Consider the following 17,198-nt stretch of genomic DNA (forward strand, 5'->3'; position numbering starts at 1 on the left):
AGGGAACGGTATGTCCGAGACATCATCGCCAGCCACTGACAGGCGTCAGACCAACCCCGTGCATTTCGACATTCTGGTCGCGCCGGGCTTTGTGCTGCTGGAACTCGCGTCGCTGGTGGATGTTCTACGGATTTCCAATCGGGTGTCTGCAACGCCACCGTTCACCTATACCTACCGATCCCTACGCGGTGGTCCAATTGCCAGCAGCAGTGACGCAACGGTTCGGACCGAAACCGTGCCAACCCAACCCGATGCCACCTATCTGTTTGTGATCGGCAATTCGGACCCGGATCACCCCGACCTGTCTTTGGGTCGGGTGGTGTCGAACTATACCTATCGCGGCGCGCAGGTGTTTTTGTTGGCCGAAGCGGCAAGCCGGTATATCGACGAGCAGGGCACAGCCGATCTGGCAACCCATTGGGAAAACGCCTCATTCCTGCGTGAACGCGGCGCGCGGTTCGAGGCGAAACTGTCCATCGCAACCGAGCGCGGCGCAGTCGTCACTTGTGCAGGTATGGGGGCCACCACCGATATCGCGCTGGTCGTGATCGGGCGGCATATCTCGGGGCCCACGCAATTGACCGTGGCGGACGTCATGCTGCATGAAAATATACGCGATTTTTCGTCGATGCAGCCGTTCTCAGGCGCAAAAAACACCGCGACTGGGGACAAGAAACTGGATCATTGCATCAAGCTGATGCAGGCCAACATCGAAGACCCTTTGCCAATCCAGGACCTTGTGGACAGCCTGAATATCTCGAATCGATCGCTCGAGAGGAAGTTCAAGGCGTTCTTCGGCACCACACCCAATGGGTTCTATCGTGAAATGCGGTTGGCCAAAGCGAACAACCTTTTGCTGAACACCACTATGAGCGTGCGCGAAATAGGTTTGGCCTGCGGTTTCCCGAACGGGTTCTCATCAGTTTACCGGAGTTTTTTCGGTGTGACGCCGTTTGTGATGCGCCATCAAAAGCGACAAGCCGCGCAGAGATGATTTTTGCGGATGCGATGACGTTTTTGATGGATTCCGCGCCGATTTTTCATGCCATTCAGGGACAAACCTGAACGAACGGAGTCTTCACTATGGTTGATCTTCCCAGCAAGACCCGCGTGGTCATTATCGGCGGCGGCGTGATCGGATGCTCGGTTGCCTATCACCTGACCAAGAAGGGCTGGAAAGATGTTGTGCTGCTTGAGCGCAAGCAACTGACCAGCGGTACAACCTGGCATGCGGCTGGTCTGATCGCGCAGCTGCGCGCGACGGCGAACATGACCAAGCTGGCGAAGTACAGTCAGGAGCTCTACGGCTCGCTTGAGGAGGAAACCGGTGTCGCGACGGGCTTCAAACGCTGCGGCTCGATCACTGTCGCGCTGACCGAAGAGCGTAAGGAAGAGATCTACCGCCAGGCCGCCATGGCCCGCGCCTTTGGGGTCGAAGTCGAAGAGATCTCGAATGAGCGCGTGGCCGAGCTATATCCGCACCTCAACATCGAAGACGTCAAAGGGGCTGTGTATCTGCCGCTGGACGGGCAGGGCGACCCGGCGAATATCGCGCTGGCTCTGGCCAAAGGTGCGCGCCAGCGCGGTGGCATCGTGAAAGAGCGTGTGAAGGTCACCGATATCGTCAGGCAAGGTCGCAAGGTCACCGGCGTTGACTGGGTTGCCGACGATGGCAGCGCCTCGGGCCATATCGAATGCGATATGGTGGTGAACTGCGCCGGGATGTGGGGCCACGAAGTGGGTCGCATGGCGGGCGTGAACGTTCCTTTGCATGCCTGCGAGCATTTCTACATTGTCACCGAGGGCATCGATGGCCTGACACAGCTGCCGGTTCTGCGCGTCCCGGATGAATGCGCTTACTACAAGGAAGACGCAGGCAAAATTTTGCTCGGCGCGTTTGAACCGAACGCTAAGCCCTGGGGCATGAATGGTATCCCCGACAGCTTTGAGTTCGATCAACTGCCCGAGGATTTCGACCATTTTGAACCAATCCTCGAAGCGGCGGTGAACCGTATGCCGATGCTGGCCGAAGCCGGTATCCACACCTTCTTCAACGGACCTGAATCTTTCACTCCCGATGATGCCTATCACTTGGGTCTTGCGCCCGAGATGGACAATGTCTGGGTCGCGGCAGGCTTCAACTCGATCGGTATCCAGTCGGCCGGTGGCGCGGGCATGGCGTTGGCCGAATGGATGGACAGCGGTGAGAAGCCGTTTGATCTGGGCGATGTCGACATCAGCCGGATGCAGCCCTTCCAAGGCAACAAGCAGTACTTGTTCGAGCGTTCGAAAGAGACGTTGGGCCTGCTCTACGCCGATCACTTCCCCTACCGTCAGAAAGCCACGGCACGCGGAGTGCGGCGAACTCCGTTCCACCATCACCTGTTGGAACAAGGCGCGGTCATGGGGGAATTAGCCGGTTGGGAGCGGGCCAATTGGTTCGCCAACGACGGGCAGGAACGCGAATACCAGTATAGCTGGAAGCGTCAGAACTGGTTCGAAAACTCTGCCGCAGAACACCGCGCTGTGCGCGAGAATGTCGGCATGTATGACATGTCCTCCTTCGGGAAAATCCGCGTCGAAGGTCCGGATGCCGAGGCATTCATGAACTACATCGGCGGCGGCGACTACTCGGTGCCGAACGGCAAGATTGTCTACACCCAGTTCCTGAACCGCACCGGCGGGATCGAGGCCGACGTAACCGTGACCCGCCTGACCGAGACCGCCTATTTAGTCGTCACGCCAGCCGCGACCCGTCTGTCAGATCAAACATGGATGCAGCGCTATGCAGGCAACTTCAACGTCGTCATCACGGATGTGACCGCAGGCGAAGGCGTTCTGGCCATCATGGGACCGAACGCGCGCGCTTTGCTCGAAAAAGTCTCGCCCAACGATTTCTCAAACGCGACCAACCCATTTGGTACCGCGCAAGAGATCGAGCTTGGCCTGGGCCTCGCCCGCGCGCACCGCGTCACCTATGTGGGAGAGCTGGGGTGGGAGATCTATGTCTCCTCTGATATGGCAGGTCATGCCTTCGAGACGCTGCACGCAGCCGGGCAGGATATGGGTCTAAAACTGTGCGGCATGCACATGATGGACAGCTGCCGCATCGAAAAGGGCTTCCGCCATTTTGGGCATGACATCACCTGTGAAGACCACGTGGTTGATGCCGGGCTTGGTTTTGCCGTGAAGGTCGACAAGGGCTGTGACTTCATTGGCCGCGAAGCCGTGATTGCGCGCAAAGAGACTGGCCCCAAAAACCGCCTCGTGCAGTTCAAGCTGACTGAGGCCGAGCCGCTGTTGTTCCACAACGAACCTATCGTGCGTGACGGTGAATATGTCGGCTATCTGAGTTCCGGCAACTACGGCCACACTCTGGGTGGTGCTATCGGTCTGGGCTATGTGCCGTGTGAAGGTGAAAAAGCTGCGGATGTTCTGGCATCGAGCTACGAGATCGACGTTTGTGGTGTCAAAGTGAAGGCCGAGGCGTCTTTGAAGCCCATGTATGATCCCAAGTCCGAGCGCGTGAAAGTTTAACCCGCAGAACAGGGGGCTCTGCCCCCGTCGCGGTAAGCCGCGACTCCCCTGAGATACTTAGGGCCAGATGAAGCAGGGGATCCAGTCTTCATCTGGCTAAAAATATCCCGGAGCGCGAGGCAGAGCCTCGCAAAATTGCGCGGTTTCGAAGTCGACCCATCACAATTCGTTATGTGCGACTTCACTGTTTTCAGAGTTTTCAACCCTTCCGGAACTGCCGTAAATGGGTCCGATACTTGTCGGAGATTTCCCGTGGCGACTGCCTCCTCACCTTTACAAAACGCGGACACTCCAAAGGGGTTTGTACTGGCGGTTTCAGCCTATGTCATGTGGGGTTTCCTGCCTCTCTATATGAAAGCGCTGAGCCATATTGGCCCGGTTGAGGTTGTGGCGCATCGGGTCATCTGGTCGGTGCCGGTGGCAGGGCTTCTTCTGGTCATTCTGGGGCGGACCCGAGACCTTAGGGCCGCGTTGGGCAATCCCAAGATGTTGGGAATGGCGGCTTTGACGGCGGCGCTGATCTCGGTGAACTGGGCGATTTATGTCTGGGCGATCTCAACCGGCCATGCGTTGGATGCGGCGCTCGGGTATTATATCAACCCTTTGTTCAGTATCGCCTTGGGCGCTGTGTTGCTGCGAGAACCTCTGACGCGCATGCAATTGGTTGCTGTCGGTCTGGCGGCTTTGGGCGTTTTGGTTCTGGTGGTCGAGGCTGGGCGTCTGCCTTGGGCGGCGCTGGGTTTGATGGTGAGTTGGGGTTTCTATGCCTTCTTCAAAAGGTCTCTGCCGATTGGTCCCAATCAGGGATTTCTGCTTGAGGTTCTTATCCTTTTGATCCCCGCAATCGCCTATGTGACGTGGCTGGGTGTTCAGGGAACTGGGCACTTCGGGATGTTGGCCTCGGATACTCTCTTGCTGTCCTGCGCTGGTGTCGTGACGGCGGTGCCGTTGCTGGTCTATGCCAATGGGGCCAAGCTCGTCAGGCTGTCGACGATGGGTATCCTGCAATACATCGCGCCCACCATGATCTTCATCACCGCAGTCGCCGTGTTCGGAGAACAGATTGACCGCGGCCGCATGATTGCCTTCCCTCTGATCTGGGCAGCGCTTGTGGTGTATTCGATCCCGATGATCCGGCAGGCGCGGGCTCAGGCCTGAAGGAGAAGCCGCGCTGCGCTTTCGGCCCAAATCGCGTAGGTTTTGGGGCTGGGGTGGTATCCATCCGGCGCCGCCAGAGCGGGATCATCCGGTAAATCCAGTGACAAGTGTCGGAGTTGCGGATGGGCGGCAACGACCTGTTGCAGACCCCGATCCAGGCGCGCGGATTGTCGACCCAAAACCCAAGCCAAGGGATGGGGCAGGGACGGAAAGCGGTTCATCTGCGGCACTGCTGTCGCCACAACGCGTCGCGCGCCGAGGTGTTGGGTCAATATCCTGGCCAACTGGTTTTGCCGTTCGACGAAGCGTTTGTAGGTCACGCCTCGGGTCACGTCGTTTACGCCGAGCGCTGTCACAACCGCATCGAATGTGCCATCAATCGCTTGCAACCTCTCAAGCGTGTCTCGTGTCGTGTGTCCGGTTGTTGCCTCCAACCGCCATTCGACCGAGTGATGCCGCGCCAAGTGTTTGACCAAATGGCCTGACAGCGCCTGTTCTTGCGTGCCCGCGCCTACGCCGGCGGCAGAACTGTCGCCCGCAATCAACAGGCGCAGGCGAGGCCCACGGCCCGTTCGCCCTTCGCGTGGACCGATTGGTTCCGGCAGCAGCTGGGCCTTGCGGCGCACAGCCAATCCCTGCGCCGCCAGAACCGGCAGAAGGGGCACACGCAGAATCTGATCGGCGGCAAGCGGATTTGACATGATCAGCTTAGGGCGGATTTGAATTCCAGAAACCGCGGGTCGGTCATCACACGGGCCATCATCGCCTCACGCAGGGCGCCGATGGTCTTGTGAGGGCGCATGACGACTTCAAATTGCTGGATCAATCCGTCGTCGTTCAGTGTGATCAGGTCCACGCCAACCGCATCCAGATCTCCGACCTTGCATTGAAACTCCAGCGCCCAGTCATTGCCACTGCCCATGATCCGTCGATAGCGGAAGTCGGCAAATACCTTGCCCACATGGCCCAACACGGCCGCGACCGGCGCGCGGCCGGTCCATGTGCTGTAGTAGGTGGGCGGCATGAAGCGGACGTCCTCGGCCAAAAGCGCGTGAATGAGGTCTTCGTCCCCTTTGGCGACAACCTCTTGCATGCGTTCGATTGTTGGATGCATGACCTCTCCCCTTTTGCCTCAACGGTTCACGATACGCGTGCCGCGCGCAAGGACGACGTTGCGGGAAGTGGCGCTGTGGGATAGGCACGCGGGCATGAATGAGACCTACGATCCCCCCCAGACACCGCTGGATGTGCTGCATGAAGATGCGCAACTCATTGTGGTGAACAAGCCCTCGGGCTTGTTGTCGGTGCCGGGGCGAGGTGCGCATTTGGCGGATTGCCTGCTGACCCGCGTGCAGGCGGTGTTCCCTCAGGCCCTGTTGGTGCATCGGTTGGATAGGGATACCTCGGGCGTGATGGTGTTTGCGCAGACACCCCACGCGCAACGCAACCTGAGCATGCAGTTCGAGCAGCGCCAAACCCGTAAAACCTACATAGCGCGCGTTTGGGGGCGGCTGGAGGCCAAGACGGGCACGGTTGATCTGCCGCTCATCGTCGACTGGCCGAACCGACCGCGTCAGATGGTGTGTCATGATACAGGCAAGCAAGCCGTCACTGACTGGCGTGTTGTCAAATACGAAGGTGATACGACGCGCGTACGTCTGTTTCCGAAAACCGGCCGCTCGCATCAGTTGCGCGTTCACATGCTGGCCTTGGGCCACCCGATTCTGGGTGACCCGTTTTACGCCGAAGGCGCAGCGCGCGATTTCCCGCGCCTTATGCTGCATTCTGAAGAGCTGCGCCTGAAAAGCCCCGAAGGGGGCGTGGCGATGAAGTTTCGTGCCAAGGCGGATTTCTAGGTTCAGGCCACGTTGGTCCACAACAGTTTCAGGTTCCCGAGGGAAAACCGCCGCGAACGTTTGCGGCGCGCGGGTTGTGCGCGGTGTCGATCTGCGGCTAGTTCACGCTCGATCTCATAGGCGCGAAGGGTGTGATCCTGCGACCAACGTTCAAGTTTCAGGTGCATCAGAACATGGTTGTCTAGACTGGGCATATTGGGCCTCCGGGTTTTTGAAATCTGACCCAATCTCGCGCACCACTCCTGACACCCCCTTGTCAGGGGGATGTGCTAGGTTGTCAGCAGTTTGACAGGAGACCCCGACATGAGCCGCTCGACCCGGTTGTTCGAAATCATCCAGATGCTCAGGGCCGCAGATGCGCCCGTGACGGCCGATCAACTGGCCGAAAAGCTCGAGGTCTCCACGCGCACGGTCTACCGTGATATCGCCGAGCTACAGGCGCAGCGCACGCCGATCGAGGGCGAGGCAGGCGTTGGCTATCTGATGCGGCGCGGCTATGATCTGCCACCGTTGAATTTCGACGCCGAAGAGGTTGAGGCGCTGTGGGTCGGGCTATCGATGCTGGCGCGCACCGGTGACAGTCATCTGCAACGGGCAGCGCGGCGCATCTGTGACAAGATCGACGCGCTCCATTGTCCTGCCGATTGGCTGCAGGTCTCGACCTGGGGTGCGCCGGTTGATGATCCCGCGAAAGGATGCATCCCTGTGGCCAGTTACCGCGAAGCGATACGGGCCGAGCAGAAACTGCGCATCACCTATGTCAACGGTGCGGGCGAACGCTCTGAGCGAGTCATTCGGCCTGTGGCTCTGATCTACCACATCGAATGCACGATGCTGGCCGGGTGGTGCGAGCTGCGGGGCGGGTTCCGGCATTTCCGGACCGACCGTATCTGGGCCTGTGAAGACACGGGCCAAAGTTTCCGTGGCCAAGGCAGTTCGCTCCGGGATTTGTGGAACGAGCAGGAGGGCAAAGATCCGGCCGCGCAGACCGTCTGAACAAGTATGGGCGGGGATTCGCCGACTTCACCGCTTTGTTGCTTGAGCCCGCGCAACGCTGCCGTGATATACTGATCTGCAACAAGGCAAACCCGATCAACGGGTGCCCGAGCAGAAGGTGATACCATGACGATTTCCAAGTTTTTTCTGGCAACCGGGCTATGCTCGGCCATGACTCTGGCGGCCTGTACCGATCCGGGCACGTTGAACCTGCCCTCCGATCCGAATCAGAATGCCAAGCAGGGCGCGGTTTTGGGTGGTTTGGTTGGTGCTGGTGTCGGCGCAATCGCGAACAACTCGAACCCTCTTTTGGGCGCGGTAGCAGGCGGTGCGATCGGTGCGGCTGGTGGAGGCCTGATCGGCAACCAACTTGATAAACAGGCGGCAGAGTTGCGTCAGCAGCTGGCCAATGACGGGATCACCATTGTCAACTCGGGCGACCGGCTGATTGTGACCGTTCCCAATGACATCACCTTCGACACTGACAGTGCGACGGTCCGCCCGGCCTTGCGCGCCGATCTGGTGCGGGTTGGTCAGAACCTCGTGAATTATCCGAACTCCAACGTGCAAATCATCGGTCACACCGACAGTGACGGCGAGGCCTCGTACAACCAAGGCCTGTCCGAGCGTCGCGCCAATGCGGTTGCAGACGTCCTTCAGGCGAACGGTGTGAACTACAGCCGGATCGTCACCATCGGGCGCGGTGAAGATAACCCGGTTGCCTCAAACCTAACGCCGGAAGGCAAATCGCAGAACCGCCGGGTCGAGATCGTGATCGTACCCAGCGCAAACTCGTAATCCTATGTGCATTTCGGGCGGCCTTCGGGCTGCCCCTTTGCGCACGATCTGTGCAAGAAATGGGGTTTGGATCGGGCGCGTCTCGGTCTACCTATTGGGAAACACTGAAACGGAGTTTCCCGCAATGTCCCAACCGACCCTTCTTGGCCTGTCCGGTTCCCTGCGTCAGTCAGCAACAAACCGTAAACTACTGCGAGAGGCGGCTCGCCTTTTTGATCCTGCCAGCTTTGTCGAAGCGGATCTGAACCTGCCCCTCTATGATGGGGATCTGGAAGAGGGTGAGGGTATCCCAGCCGCCGTGCAAACGCTGGCCGACCAGATCGCGCAAGCGGATGCGGTGATTATATCCACACCGGAATACAACAAGGGGCCGTCGGGCGTGCTGAAAAACGCGCTGGACTGGGTCAGCCGCACGTCGGGCAAACCTTGGGCCGACAAGCCGGTTGCAGTAATGTCAGCCGCAGCGGGCCGGGCCGGAGGGGAGCGCGCCCAGATGGTCCTTCGCGCCTATTTGGTGCCGTTCCAACCGCGCATTCTGCAAGGCCCCGAGGTCCATCTGGCCGACAGCTCCAACGCGTTTGACGACGTGGGACGGCTGACAAGTGAGCGCTATGAAAAGACCATACATGCGTTGATGCAAAAACTACGGGCTGAGGTCGGGCGTCTTTAGGCGGGTACGGTATGCGTGAGGATCGGCAAAGCGATGTGATGGACCCGGCCCGGGCAGCGGCCTTGCAGGTTGCGCTGGGGTTAGAGCCTACGATCTCTGACGGTTCTGCGTTGCCGCCGTTCTTTCATCAGCTTTATTTCTGGTCCCCGCGCGCGCCGTCTGATTTGGGGCGCGATGGGCACCCTCGGGTCGGGATTGATCTGATCCCGGACATGGGCCTGCCGCGCCGGATGTGGGCCGGGGGGCGGTTGCACTTCCATACCCCCTTGCGGGCAGGCGCAGAGGCACAGCGGCATTCCGTTCTCGAGAAGCAGAGCCGAAAAACCGGGCGCACTGGGCCGTTGGGGTTTGTCACGCTCAAGCATGAGATCTGGCAGGATGGTGCGCTCTGCGTCACCGAATGGCAGGATCTGGTCTATCGTGAAGATCCCGCTCTGGACGAGGTGAAGCCAACGCCGCCCATGGCGCGACGTGACGAAACTGAGCGCCGCGAGGTGCGCTTCGACAGCACCCTGTTGTTCCGATACTCCGCACTTACCTTCAATGGCCACCGGATCCACTACGATCTGGACTATGCGCGCGATGTCGAAGGGTATGGCGGGCTGGTCGTACACGGGCCGCTATTGGCGCAGTTGCTTATGTTGTTTGCGGAGGAGATGATCGGCCCGCTGACGCGCTTTTCGTTCCGGGCAACCGCGCCGCTTTTGCACTTTGAGACGGCCACACTCTGCCGCAACGGGCCGGACCTGTGGGTTCGAGGCCCCGATGGGCGGCAGTGCATGCAGGCAGAAGCGCGGTCAGAGTGATGCTTCGGGCCGAAAATCGTCGGGGATTACATCGCGACCGTCCAGCATGAGGTCCGCCATCACCTCGGCCACTTTCGGGGCCATGCCGAAGCCGATCTTGAAGCCGCCATTGGCGATGAACTGACCGTCGTGCAGCGGGTGTGTACCCAGCATCGGAGCGCGGCTTTTGCTGCGGGGGCGAACGCCGGCCCAACGCTCGATCACCTCGGCTCCGTGCAGCACGGGAACGGCGCGGGTGGCGCGGTCGATCAAATTGTTAAGCGCGTCGTCAGTGCTGGTCGGATCATCATAGTCTCGCTCAGAGGTCGAGCCGATGGCGAGCGTTCCGTCTGCATGCGGAACGATATGGATCGCATCTGCGAAAAGCTGCGGCACTTCGCCCGCATCAAAGCGCAGCAGGGCCGCCTGTCCCTTGATGCCATTGCCAACAGTTTTCCCGAAGCTCTGGCTGAGCTCCTGCAATCCGGCGACACCTGTTGCATGTAGAACGTGGCCCTTGTCGGGGGCCTCAGCGACCACCTCAACCCCCATGACCGAGAGCGCCGCAACCAGCGCGGCACAGGCCCTGCGCGGGTGCATCCGCGCGGTCAGGGTGTCGTGGATGACATAGCCGGTCGGGCTGGGCGGGCACCATTGGCCTGCCTCCGTCGTGGATAGCACCTGCCACTCGGCCTGGCCTTGCCAGAGCTCTTGCGCGGTGGCATGCCGTTGGTGCGCCAGCTGCAGGCTGCGCTCATCCATGATCGGTTGCAGACGTCCCAGACGCCCATAACCGGCTGAGACCCCTCCGGTCGCTTCGACCTGCGCCCAAAAGGGTTCGGCCATGATCAGGCTATCGAACTGAAAAGCTTTCTTGGCATTCCAGTTCTCGGGCACATGCGGGGCCAGGGCGCCGACCAACCCTCCGCTGGAGCCCGCGCCGGGGCCAAAGGGATCGACAACCTGCACCTTTGCGCCGCGCCGGGCGCAGGTCCAGGCGATGGACAGGCCAAAAATGCCCGCGCCGCGTACCGTCACATCGACCATTGCCAAACCCCTCTTCCTTGTTCAGTGTCGCGCCGCTTAGCTACAGGATTCCCCGATGGCAGACCAGCACGCCGAATTGACATGGAGAGAGGACCGGATTCCGGTTTCGGACCAGTTCGATGACCCCTATTTCTCGTTGCAGAACGGGTTGGAGGAGACGCGGCATGTCTTTCTGTCGGGTAACGATCTGCCCGCACGCTTTGCTCCGGGGTTTCATATTGCCGAACTGGGCTTTGGCACCGGCCTCAACCTGCTGACTGTCTGGTCCACGTGGGAGGCCGCGGGCCAGACCACCCCGCTGCGATTCACCAGTTTTGAGGCCTTCCCCATGGCCCCCGAGGATATGGCGCGCGCCTTGGCCGCTTTCCCCGAATTGCAACCTTGGACCGACCGCTTCCTGTCGCAATGGCGCGGCGGATCCTGTCAGTTCGACACGCTGCACCTTGAGGTGATCGAGGGCGACGCTCGCCAAGCGCTGCCGGGCTGGATCGGCAAGGCCGATGCGTGGTTTCTGGACGGCTTCTCGCCCGCCAAAAACCCCGAACTCTGGGGCGCGGATCTGATGCAGCAGGTATCCGATCACACGACACCGGGCGGCACCGCGGCCACCTACACCGCAGCAGGTTTTGTCCGTCGCGGGTTGGAAGAGGCCGGTTTCGCAGTCACCCGCGCGCCCGGATACGGTCGCAAACGGCATATGACACGGGCGGTAAAGGCGTGACGCAGCAGAACAATATCTCGGCCGGGATCGCGCTGATGGTCGCCTCGACAGTGGTTTTCGCCTTGCAGGACGGGATCTCGCGCCATCTGGCGGGGACGTATAACACCTATATGGTGGTGATGGTCCGCTATTGGTTCTTCGCGGCTTTTGTCATCGCATTGGCGGCGCGCGCTCCGGGTGGCTTGAAGGCTGCGGCGCGCACCGATCAGCCGAAACTCCAGATCTTTCGTGGTGTTCTGCTGGTGACTGAGATCTGTGTCGCCGTTTTCGGCTTCACCAAGCTGGGTCTGATAAACAGTATGGCGGTCTTTATTTGCTACCCCCTTTTGGTCGCGGCCCTCAGCGGCCCGGTTCTGGGTGAAAGCGTGGGTTGGCGACGCTGGACGGCGATCGGGGTCGGCTGCGTCGGCGTGCTAATCATCCTGCAACCGGGGGTCGGCGTGTTTAACCCGTGGGCGATCATTCCGCTGATCTCGGCCTTTCTGTTTGCGGTTTATTCGCTGCTCACCCGCTATGCCGCGCGTCGAGACAGCGCCGCCACCAGCTTTTTCTGGACCGGCGTCAGCGGAGCCGTTGCCATGACGCTGGTCGGCATGTGGTTCTGGGAGCCGATGGCAAAGGCAGATTGGGCCTGGATGGCAACGCTCTGTGTCAGCGGTGCCTTTGGCCATTGGCTACTGATCAAGTGCTATGAGGCGGCCGAGGCCAGTGCGGTGCAGCCCTTTGCCTACCTCCATCTGGTCTGGGTGGCGATCCTTGGCATCGCAATCTTCAACGAGGTCCTGCGCCCCGAAGTTGTTGTCGGCGCAGGGCTGGTTGTTGCTGCGGGGCTGTTCACCCTATGGCGCGAACGCCGCAAGGGTTGACCCGGTCAGCTCCTGTGAGAAGGGCACGGGCAGGGCGGGTTTGCCCAATCGAGCGCGGTAGACCGGCAGGCTTTCGGTCACGCGCATCACATAGTTGCGCGTTTCGCTGAAGGGGATGGTCTCGATCCAGTCGACCACATCCACCTCACCGGCGCGGGGGTCGCCATAGCGCTCCATCCATGAGATCGGCCGCCGGGGTCCGGCGTTGTACCCGGCAGCCATCATGACCACATTGCCGTTGAAATCCGACGCAAGGCTGGACAGGTAGTTGGCCCCCAGCTTGGCATTGTATTCCCAGTCCGTGGTCAGCCGCCCGGTCTGATGCCCGCTGAGGATCCCCAGCTCCTGAGCGACCAGTTTGGCCGTCGCTGGCATCACTTGCATCAAGCCGCGCGCGCCTGCGCCGCTGATCACCACCGGATCAAATTCGCTTTCACGCCGAGCAATGGCCAAGGTCATCTCTTTGGCCATCGGCAGGCCGATATCTGCGACCGGATGCACGGGGTAATAGGCTGCGGGCAGAACCGTTCCTGTGGTCGCGGCGCGTTTGGCGATCATCACGGCCAGATGTGGCTCTTTCAACTCGATGACCAGATCGCCCAGTTGATTGGCTTGCGCTGTATCGAGGCTTTCGACCAAATGGGTCAAAAACCGTTCAGAGAGATTATCCTCCCCTGCCTTGAGCAGTAGCAGACCGGCCTCCAACACGCTGGAGTTCGCAAATTCGGCTTGCCGCCAATGCGCGGCGCGGGGCGGGTTGGCGAGGGTGCTGTCAAACGGTCGCCCGATCTGCTCGGCTGCCAGAATGCCGTAGAAAGACGTCTGATAATCTGCACCCATTGCATAAGCGTCATAGGCTTTCTCAGCATCCCCTTGTGCCGCGTAGGCGCGACCCAGCCAATAGCCAGCGCGGCCACGTGATATCGGAGACTTCACTGCGCCTTCGAAGTTCTGGAAATGCCGAACCGCCGTCGCGGGGTCGTTCAGTTTGCGCAAAGCCAAAAACCCGGCCAGCCATTCCAGATCGGCGTATCCATAGCCCATCTCGGGCGTCATGTGGTGGTTGGCGGCGACTTCATAGGCACGGGCCGCACTGCCCTGCCGCATCTCAAGCCGGGCCAGTCGGCGTCGCCCCTCGGCCCATTTGTCGGGCTCACCCAGGGCGTCTGGGCCAGTTGAGCGCGCCAACATCAGATCAATGGCGCTGTCGTCCAACTCTTTCTTGTCGCGCCAGACAAAGCGATCAAAAGCCAGTCCCGGAGACCCTGCCAGAGCCTTGGGTACGGCGGAAATCTTGCCGTCCACGCCCGGTTCGCGTTTTTGCAGGGCAATTCGGGCTTCCGCCAGCTTGCGCTGATCGGCGCTGACCAGAGGCAGCATACGCCCGGCGCTGACCAGATGATTGTCCCACAGCATCCGATCCAGTCGGGCAGTGTGGTGCGGTTTTAGCAACTTGCCGAAATTCTCAAGATAATCCTTCTGCAAGCCCGAGCCCATGGGCATGGTGCGCCAGGCCGTTACGATATCGGCCTCGGCGTCCCCAATCCGGCCCTTGGCTTTCAGGGCAACGGCATAGTTCAGCGCGCCTTCGGCCGTTTGCGGCGGCTGGTCGGCATAGAAGTTCACCACCCGATCCGGATCGGCCCCGGTAAAGGCCGGCTCGCTCTTGCGGCGCAACCAGGCCAGTCCGGGCCAGTCGGGGCGACGTTCCAGAAACACGAGAACATCGCCTGAGCTACCAAAGCCCTCTCGCAGCCAGTGCCACACGATGATGTCACGCGTAACCGAGCCGCGTGCGCCAGAAACCGCTAGCGCTTCGTTCCAGTCACCTTTGCGCATTTCGGCCAGCCCGGCGCGCAGATCACCGGCAGCATCGGCCCGCGCGACGCTTGCCTGCATCCCAAAACACAGAATCACTGTTGCCAAAAAGGCCAGAACGCGTGTCATCCCTTGCATTTCCCAACCAACCGAGGATAGAGCCATTCAGGATAAACCTTGCGCCGCCAGTATCAACTCACAAAGCCAAAAACGTGAGCGAGGATGGCGCAAATACTGCAACCGCACTTCAAGGAGCGCGACCCATGTTCAAAGGCTCAATGCCAGCCCTCGTCACCCCGTTCAGCAACGGCGAGTTGGACCTGGATACGCTCAAACACTTGGTAGAGTGGCAGATAATGGAAGGCTCAACTGGTCTGGTTCCCGTAGGCACCACTGGCGAAAGCCCGACACTAAGCCACGAAGAGCACGAAACCGTCGTAGCCGAAGTGGTCAAAGCTGCCGCAGGTCGGGTGCCGGTGATTGCGGGCGCAGGTTCGAACAACACGGTCGAGGCAGTTCGATTCGTCCAGTTTGCCAAGAATGTCGGGGCCAATGCGGCACTGGTGGTCACACCATATTATAACAAGCCGACCCAGAAAGGTCTGTTGGCCCATTTCCGCGCCCTGCACGATTGCGCCGAGATTCCGATCATCATCTACAACATCCCGGGCCGTTCGGTCATCGACATGACCCCTGCGACCATGGGTGAACTGGCAAAACTGCCACGGATTGTCGGTGTCAAAGACGCGACGGGCGATCTGGCGCGCGTCAGCCAGCAGCGCGCAAGCTGTGGCGCCGACTTCTGTCAGCTGTCGGGCGAAGACGCCACCGCGCTGGGCTTCAACGCGCATGGCGGGGTAGGCTGTATCTCGGTCACGGCCAACGTGGCTCCGAAACTTTGCGCTGAGTTCCAACAGGCCACGCTGGCGGGCGACTATGCCAAGGCTCTGGACTATCAGGACCGCCTGATGCCTCTGCACGAAGCCATCTTCATCGAGCCCGGCCTGGTCGGCGCGAAATACGCGCTGAGCAAACTGGGCCTGTGCAGCACCGAAGTTCGTTCGCCTTTGACCGAACTGGAAGACAGCACCAAGACTGCGATCGAAGCCGCGATGGCGCATGCAGGTCTGATCTAAATTAGACTTTCTAATGAAAAGGGCGGCCTCGAATATCGAGCGCCGCCCTTTTTTGTGTGTTGCAAAGGTTCTCACCGCTTGCCGTAGTAGAGCCCGACAACATGCTCCGCCTGCGCGAAGAACAGCCAGCGTGACGCGGCAACCCCAGCCAAGTGCGAAACCACGGCCAGCAGCGCAAGAAGGTGTTTTAGTGCGAACCCTTCCAATGGGATCGCGATGAAGACGACGGGCAGAACAAAAGCCAACAGAAACGAGATGATCCGCAGCTTCTCGGCATGTTTGCGGCCAACCACGTGGACGAACTCGCGTAGCAAGTAGTTGGTCCCGGTATGCGGAGGCTCAAACGCCCGCACCGACCCGCGCTGACCCAACCCTGTTGCTGTCCCAAGGTCAGTCCCCGAACTGGCAAGCGCCTTGCCCCCCTGACGCCAGTACAGAATCTGCACCAGAGCAGCGATCAACAGCAAGGGTAGAGCGACCGAGGTCTGCCCGGCCATCAAGGCCCCACCGGCCAGGCTGAAGCTGAGGAACATGGCCGGTGTCAGTTTCATGTTCCAACGGGGGATCGTCTTGAGTTGGGTGTAGATCATTGATGTGGTGAACACCGTGGCCAGCGAGAACAACGCGCCGAGCCAACCCAAAAGGCTCCAGCGTTCGCCCATGAAAACTGAACCGATTGCGAATAGGCCCATTAGGACCAGTGCGATCACCGCGCACCAGCCCTCGCGGCTGAGCCAGCTAGAGCGCCATTGCGTGAACGCTTTCCACGCCCGTTCTGGGTGACCGAGGTGGAAGGTCGATGCAAGCAACCCGCCAACAGCCAGCCCGTAGGCAATCAGGAAAAATACAAAGGCGACCCAGCCTGTAACCTCGGGCATGCCAAGGCCCAGGAAGAACAGCAGTCCAAAGCCGAGGCCGGACAGTGTGGTGAAGATGATAACGGAAGGGGCCGGATGCATCAGAGCTTCTCCAGAGTTTTGTCGAGCCAGCCGAGGAACCCTTTGGGCTCTTCCGCGACGGGGGCCAGCAGTGGGGCCAGAATGTCGATCTGGTCCTCGATCTGATCCTTGGGGCGGGGCGGCAGGTATTTGTTGACGGGCTTGGTGCCCATTTCGGGCATCAGGTCCATGCCGTCCCGTTCAGCGACCAGCTTGCTGACATCGCTGTCTGGATCGCCGAGGTCCCCGAAATGGCGGGCACCGGCCGGGCAGGTGCGGACGCAGGACGGAACACGATCTACTTCGGGCAGGTTTTCGTTGTAGATGCGATCGACGCAAAGAGTGCATTTCTTCATCACGCCCTCGGCCATGTCCATTTCCCGCGCGCCATAAGGGCAGGACCAGGCGCAGAGGCCGCAACCGATGCAGTCGCTTTCGTTGACCAAAACGATCCCATCCTCGACCCGTTTGTAGCTGGCCCCGGTTGGGCAGACCGTGACGCAGGGAGCGTCTTCGCAATGCAGGCAGGATTTGGGGAAGTGGATCAGTTGGGCGGGGCCCTCGGTCGGTGTGACCTCGTAGGAGTGCACACGGTTCAGGAATGTGCCCGAAGGGTTGCCGCCATAGGCATCCTGATCAGACAAGGGTGCGCCGTAGTTTTCGGTGTTCCAGCCTTTGCAGGAAATCACGCAGGCGTGGCACCCGACACAGGTGTCGAGGTCGATGACGAGGCCCATTTTGCGTTCGGTAGATTGGGGGAGTTGCGTCATGTCAGGGAACCTCGGCTTTGGTGGGCGGGGCAGGGGGCCAGCCCCCTCTTGAGCCTTCGGCTCAATTCACCCCCGAGATATTTTTGGCCAGATGAAGATTGG

At 60.4% G+C, this 17,198-nt stretch carries 18 protein-coding genes; 11 read left to right on the forward strand and 7 right to left on the reverse strand.

Annotated features, from left to right (window positions below):
• Positions 1 to 10 precede the first annotated feature (10 nt).
• From ACR0KL_RS09395 to rarD, 3 genes are all read left to right on the forward strand, one after another.
• Positions 11 to 994: a GlxA family transcriptional regulator gene (locus ACR0KL_RS09395; RefSeq protein WP_480776919.1), complete on the forward strand. Its 984-nt coding sequence runs from the start codon at positions 11 to 13 to the stop codon at positions 992 to 994.
• Between the two features lie 89 nt (positions 995 to 1,083).
• A complete protein-coding gene (locus tag ACR0KL_RS09400) occupies positions 1,084 to 3,537 on the forward strand; it encodes a GcvT family protein (RefSeq protein ID WP_480776920.1) in 2,454 nt (817 codons plus the stop codon).
• A 252-nt stretch (positions 3,538 to 3,789) separates the two neighbouring features.
• The gene (gene rarD / locus ACR0KL_RS09405) at positions 3,790 to 4,695 is read left to right on the forward strand and encodes an EamA family transporter RarD (RefSeq protein WP_480554790.1); all 906 of its coding nucleotides are present in this window, start codon (positions 3,790 to 3,792) and stop codon (positions 4,693 to 4,695) included.
• On the opposite strand, the gene ACR0KL_RS09410 is transcribed toward rarD, so the two are convergent.
• Both ACR0KL_RS09410 and ACR0KL_RS09415 read right to left on the reverse strand, forming a co-directional pair.
• Positions 4,686 to 5,396 carry an SGNH/GDSL hydrolase family protein gene (locus ACR0KL_RS09410; RefSeq protein WP_170642652.1) on the reverse strand — a complete coding sequence of 237 codons (711 nt, stop codon included), beginning with the start codon at positions 5,394 to 5,396 and terminating at the stop codon, positions 4,686 to 4,688. The genes rarD and ACR0KL_RS09410 overlap by 10 nt on opposite strands.
• Positions 5,397 to 5,398: 2 nt before the next feature.
• Complete coding sequence (locus ACR0KL_RS09415; RefSeq protein ID WP_170677965.1) at positions 5,399 to 5,809, reverse strand: nuclear transport factor 2 family protein; 411 nt, start codon at positions 5,807 to 5,809, stop codon at positions 5,399 to 5,401.
• A gap of 94 nt (positions 5,810 to 5,903) precedes the next feature.
• On the opposite strand from ACR0KL_RS09415, the gene ACR0KL_RS09420 reads away from it, so the two are divergent.
• Positions 5,904 to 6,551 carry an RluA family pseudouridine synthase gene (locus ACR0KL_RS09420; protein WP_170677963.1) on the forward strand — a complete coding sequence of 216 codons (648 nt, stop codon included), beginning with the start codon at positions 5,904 to 5,906 and terminating at the stop codon, positions 6,549 to 6,551.
• A 2-nt stretch (positions 6,552 to 6,553) separates the two neighbouring features.
• Here ACR0KL_RS09420 and ACR0KL_RS09425 read toward each other — a convergent pair whose 3' ends face one another.
• Positions 6,554 to 6,745: a hypothetical protein gene (locus ACR0KL_RS09425; RefSeq protein ID WP_170471344.1), complete on the reverse strand. Its 192-nt coding sequence runs from the start codon at positions 6,743 to 6,745 to the stop codon at positions 6,554 to 6,556.
• Between the two features lie 109 nt (positions 6,746 to 6,854).
• Between ACR0KL_RS09425 and ACR0KL_RS09430 the strand changes: the two genes are divergently transcribed.
• The 4 genes from ACR0KL_RS09430 to ACR0KL_RS09445 all read left to right on the forward strand — a co-directional run bounded on the left by ACR0KL_RS09430 (position 6,855) and on the right by ACR0KL_RS09445 (position 9,821).
• Positions 6,855 to 7,547 (forward strand): helix-turn-helix transcriptional regulator, encoded by a 693-nt coding sequence (locus ACR0KL_RS09430; protein ID WP_170375494.1) that lies wholly within the window; start codon positions 6,855 to 6,857, stop codon positions 7,545 to 7,547.
• A gap of 126 nt (positions 7,548 to 7,673) precedes the next feature.
• Entirely contained in the window at positions 7,674 to 8,345 is a 672-nt protein-coding gene (locus tag ACR0KL_RS09435) for a YiaD family glycine zipper/OmpA-like lipoprotein (protein ID WP_170471320.1), read from the forward strand.
• Between the two features lie 124 nt (positions 8,346 to 8,469).
• On the forward strand, positions 8,470 to 9,015 hold the full coding sequence (locus ACR0KL_RS09440; protein ID WP_170677961.1) for an NAD(P)H-dependent oxidoreductase: 546 nt from the start codon (positions 8,470 to 8,472) through the stop codon (positions 9,013 to 9,015).
• A gap of 11 nt (positions 9,016 to 9,026) precedes the next feature.
• Positions 9,027 to 9,821: an FAS1-like dehydratase domain-containing protein gene (locus ACR0KL_RS09445; protein ID WP_170677959.1), complete on the forward strand. Its 795-nt coding sequence runs from the start codon at positions 9,027 to 9,029 to the stop codon at positions 9,819 to 9,821.
• Here the strand turns inward: ACR0KL_RS09445 and ACR0KL_RS09450 are convergent.
• Positions 9,813 to 10,847 (reverse strand): NAD(P)/FAD-dependent oxidoreductase, encoded by a 1,035-nt coding sequence (locus ACR0KL_RS09450; protein ID WP_480776921.1) that lies wholly within the window; start codon positions 10,845 to 10,847, stop codon positions 9,813 to 9,815. The genes ACR0KL_RS09445 and ACR0KL_RS09450 overlap by 9 nt on opposite strands.
• 55 nt (positions 10,848 to 10,902) lie before the next feature.
• Here ACR0KL_RS09450 and mnmC2 point away from each other — a divergent pair, with 55 nt between their 5' ends.
• Together mnmC2 and ACR0KL_RS09460 are read left to right on the forward strand one after the other, a co-directional pair.
• Positions 10,903 to 11,568 carry a tRNA (5-methylaminomethyl-2-thiouridine)(34)-methyltransferase MnmC2 gene (gene mnmC2 / locus ACR0KL_RS09455; protein ID WP_170677955.1) on the forward strand — a complete coding sequence of 222 codons (666 nt, stop codon included), beginning with the start codon at positions 10,903 to 10,905 and terminating at the stop codon, positions 11,566 to 11,568.
• Complete coding sequence (locus ACR0KL_RS09460; RefSeq protein WP_480540233.1) at positions 11,565 to 12,434, forward strand: DMT family transporter; 870 nt, start codon at positions 11,565 to 11,567, stop codon at positions 12,432 to 12,434. The genes mnmC2 and ACR0KL_RS09460 overlap by 4 nt, the downstream gene beginning before the upstream one ends.
• Here the strand turns inward: ACR0KL_RS09460 and ACR0KL_RS09465 are convergent.
• On the reverse strand, positions 12,408 to 14,381 hold the full coding sequence (locus tag ACR0KL_RS09465; RefSeq protein ID WP_170677953.1) for a lytic transglycosylase domain-containing protein: 1,974 nt from the start codon (positions 14,379 to 14,381) through the stop codon (positions 12,408 to 12,410). The two genes, ACR0KL_RS09460 and ACR0KL_RS09465, sit on opposite strands and share 27 nt — an antisense overlap.
• A gap of 134 nt (positions 14,382 to 14,515) precedes the next feature.
• On the opposite strand from ACR0KL_RS09465, the gene dapA reads away from it, so the two are divergent.
• A complete protein-coding gene (gene dapA / locus ACR0KL_RS09470) occupies positions 14,516 to 15,388 on the forward strand; it encodes a 4-hydroxy-tetrahydrodipicolinate synthase (RefSeq protein ID WP_170677951.1) in 873 nt (290 codons plus the stop codon).
• A 71-nt stretch (positions 15,389 to 15,459) separates the two neighbouring features.
• On the opposite strand, the gene ACR0KL_RS09475 is transcribed toward dapA, so the two are convergent.
• Together ACR0KL_RS09475 and ACR0KL_RS09480 are read right to left on the reverse strand one after the other, a co-directional pair.
• The gene (locus tag ACR0KL_RS09475) at positions 15,460 to 16,347 is read right to left on the reverse strand and encodes a DmsC/YnfH family molybdoenzyme membrane anchor subunit (RefSeq protein WP_170677949.1); all 888 of its coding nucleotides are present in this window, start codon (positions 16,345 to 16,347) and stop codon (positions 15,460 to 15,462) included.
• The gene (locus ACR0KL_RS09480) at positions 16,347 to 17,096 is read right to left on the reverse strand and encodes a 4Fe-4S dicluster domain-containing protein (RefSeq protein ID WP_170677947.1); all 750 of its coding nucleotides are present in this window, start codon (positions 17,094 to 17,096) and stop codon (positions 16,347 to 16,349) included. The genes ACR0KL_RS09475 and ACR0KL_RS09480 overlap by 1 nt, the downstream gene beginning before the upstream one ends.
• Between the last annotated feature and the right edge of the window lie 102 nt (positions 17,097 to 17,198).

The sequence above is a fragment of the Ruegeria sp. C8 genome (assembly GCF_056537565.1).

Excerpts from the sequence above, each read along its gene's own strand:
- ACR0KL_RS09395 (WP_480776919.1), top strand. The coding sequence starts at position 11 with ATGTCCGAGACATCATCGCCAGCCACTGACAGGCGTCAGACCAACCCC.
- ACR0KL_RS09400 (WP_480776920.1), top strand. The coding sequence starts at position 1,084 with ATGGTTGATCTTCCCAGCAAGACCCGCGTGGTCATTATCGGCGGCGGC.
- ACR0KL_RS09410 (WP_170642652.1), bottom strand. The coding sequence starts at position 5,396 with ATGTCAAATCCGCTTGCCGCCGATCAGATTCTGCGTGTGCCCCTTCTG.
- ACR0KL_RS09415 (WP_170677965.1), bottom strand. The coding sequence starts at position 5,809 with ATGCATCCAACAATCGAACGCATGCAAGAGGTTGTCGCCAAAGGGGAC.
- ACR0KL_RS09420 (WP_170677963.1), top strand. The coding sequence starts at position 5,904 with ATGAATGAGACCTACGATCCCCCCCAGACACCGCTGGATGTGCTGCAT.
- ACR0KL_RS09425 (WP_170471344.1), bottom strand. The coding sequence starts at position 6,745 with ATGCCCAGTCTAGACAACCATGTTCTGATGCACCTGAAACTTGAACGT.
- ACR0KL_RS09430 (WP_170375494.1), top strand. The coding sequence starts at position 6,855 with ATGAGCCGCTCGACCCGGTTGTTCGAAATCATCCAGATGCTCAGGGCC.
- ACR0KL_RS09435 (WP_170471320.1), top strand. The coding sequence starts at position 7,674 with ATGACGATTTCCAAGTTTTTTCTGGCAACCGGGCTATGCTCGGCCATG.
- ACR0KL_RS09440 (WP_170677961.1), top strand. The coding sequence starts at position 8,470 with ATGTCCCAACCGACCCTTCTTGGCCTGTCCGGTTCCCTGCGTCAGTCA.
- ACR0KL_RS09445 (WP_170677959.1), top strand. The coding sequence starts at position 9,027 with ATGCGTGAGGATCGGCAAAGCGATGTGATGGACCCGGCCCGGGCAGCG.
- ACR0KL_RS09450 (WP_480776921.1), bottom strand. The coding sequence starts at position 10,847 with ATGGTCGATGTGACGGTACGCGGCGCGGGCATTTTTGGCCTGTCCATC.
- mnmC2 (WP_170677955.1), top strand. The coding sequence starts at position 10,903 with ATGGCAGACCAGCACGCCGAATTGACATGGAGAGAGGACCGGATTCCG.
- ACR0KL_RS09465 (WP_170677953.1), bottom strand. The coding sequence starts at position 14,381 with ATGACACGCGTTCTGGCCTTTTTGGCAACAGTGATTCTGTGTTTTGGG.
- dapA (WP_170677951.1), top strand. The coding sequence starts at position 14,516 with ATGTTCAAAGGCTCAATGCCAGCCCTCGTCACCCCGTTCAGCAACGGC.
- ACR0KL_RS09475 (WP_170677949.1), bottom strand. The coding sequence starts at position 16,347 with ATGCATCCGGCCCCTTCCGTTATCATCTTCACCACACTGTCCGGCCTC.
- ACR0KL_RS09480 (WP_170677947.1), bottom strand. The coding sequence starts at position 17,096 with ATGACGCAACTCCCCCAATCTACCGAACGCAAAATGGGCCTCGTCATC.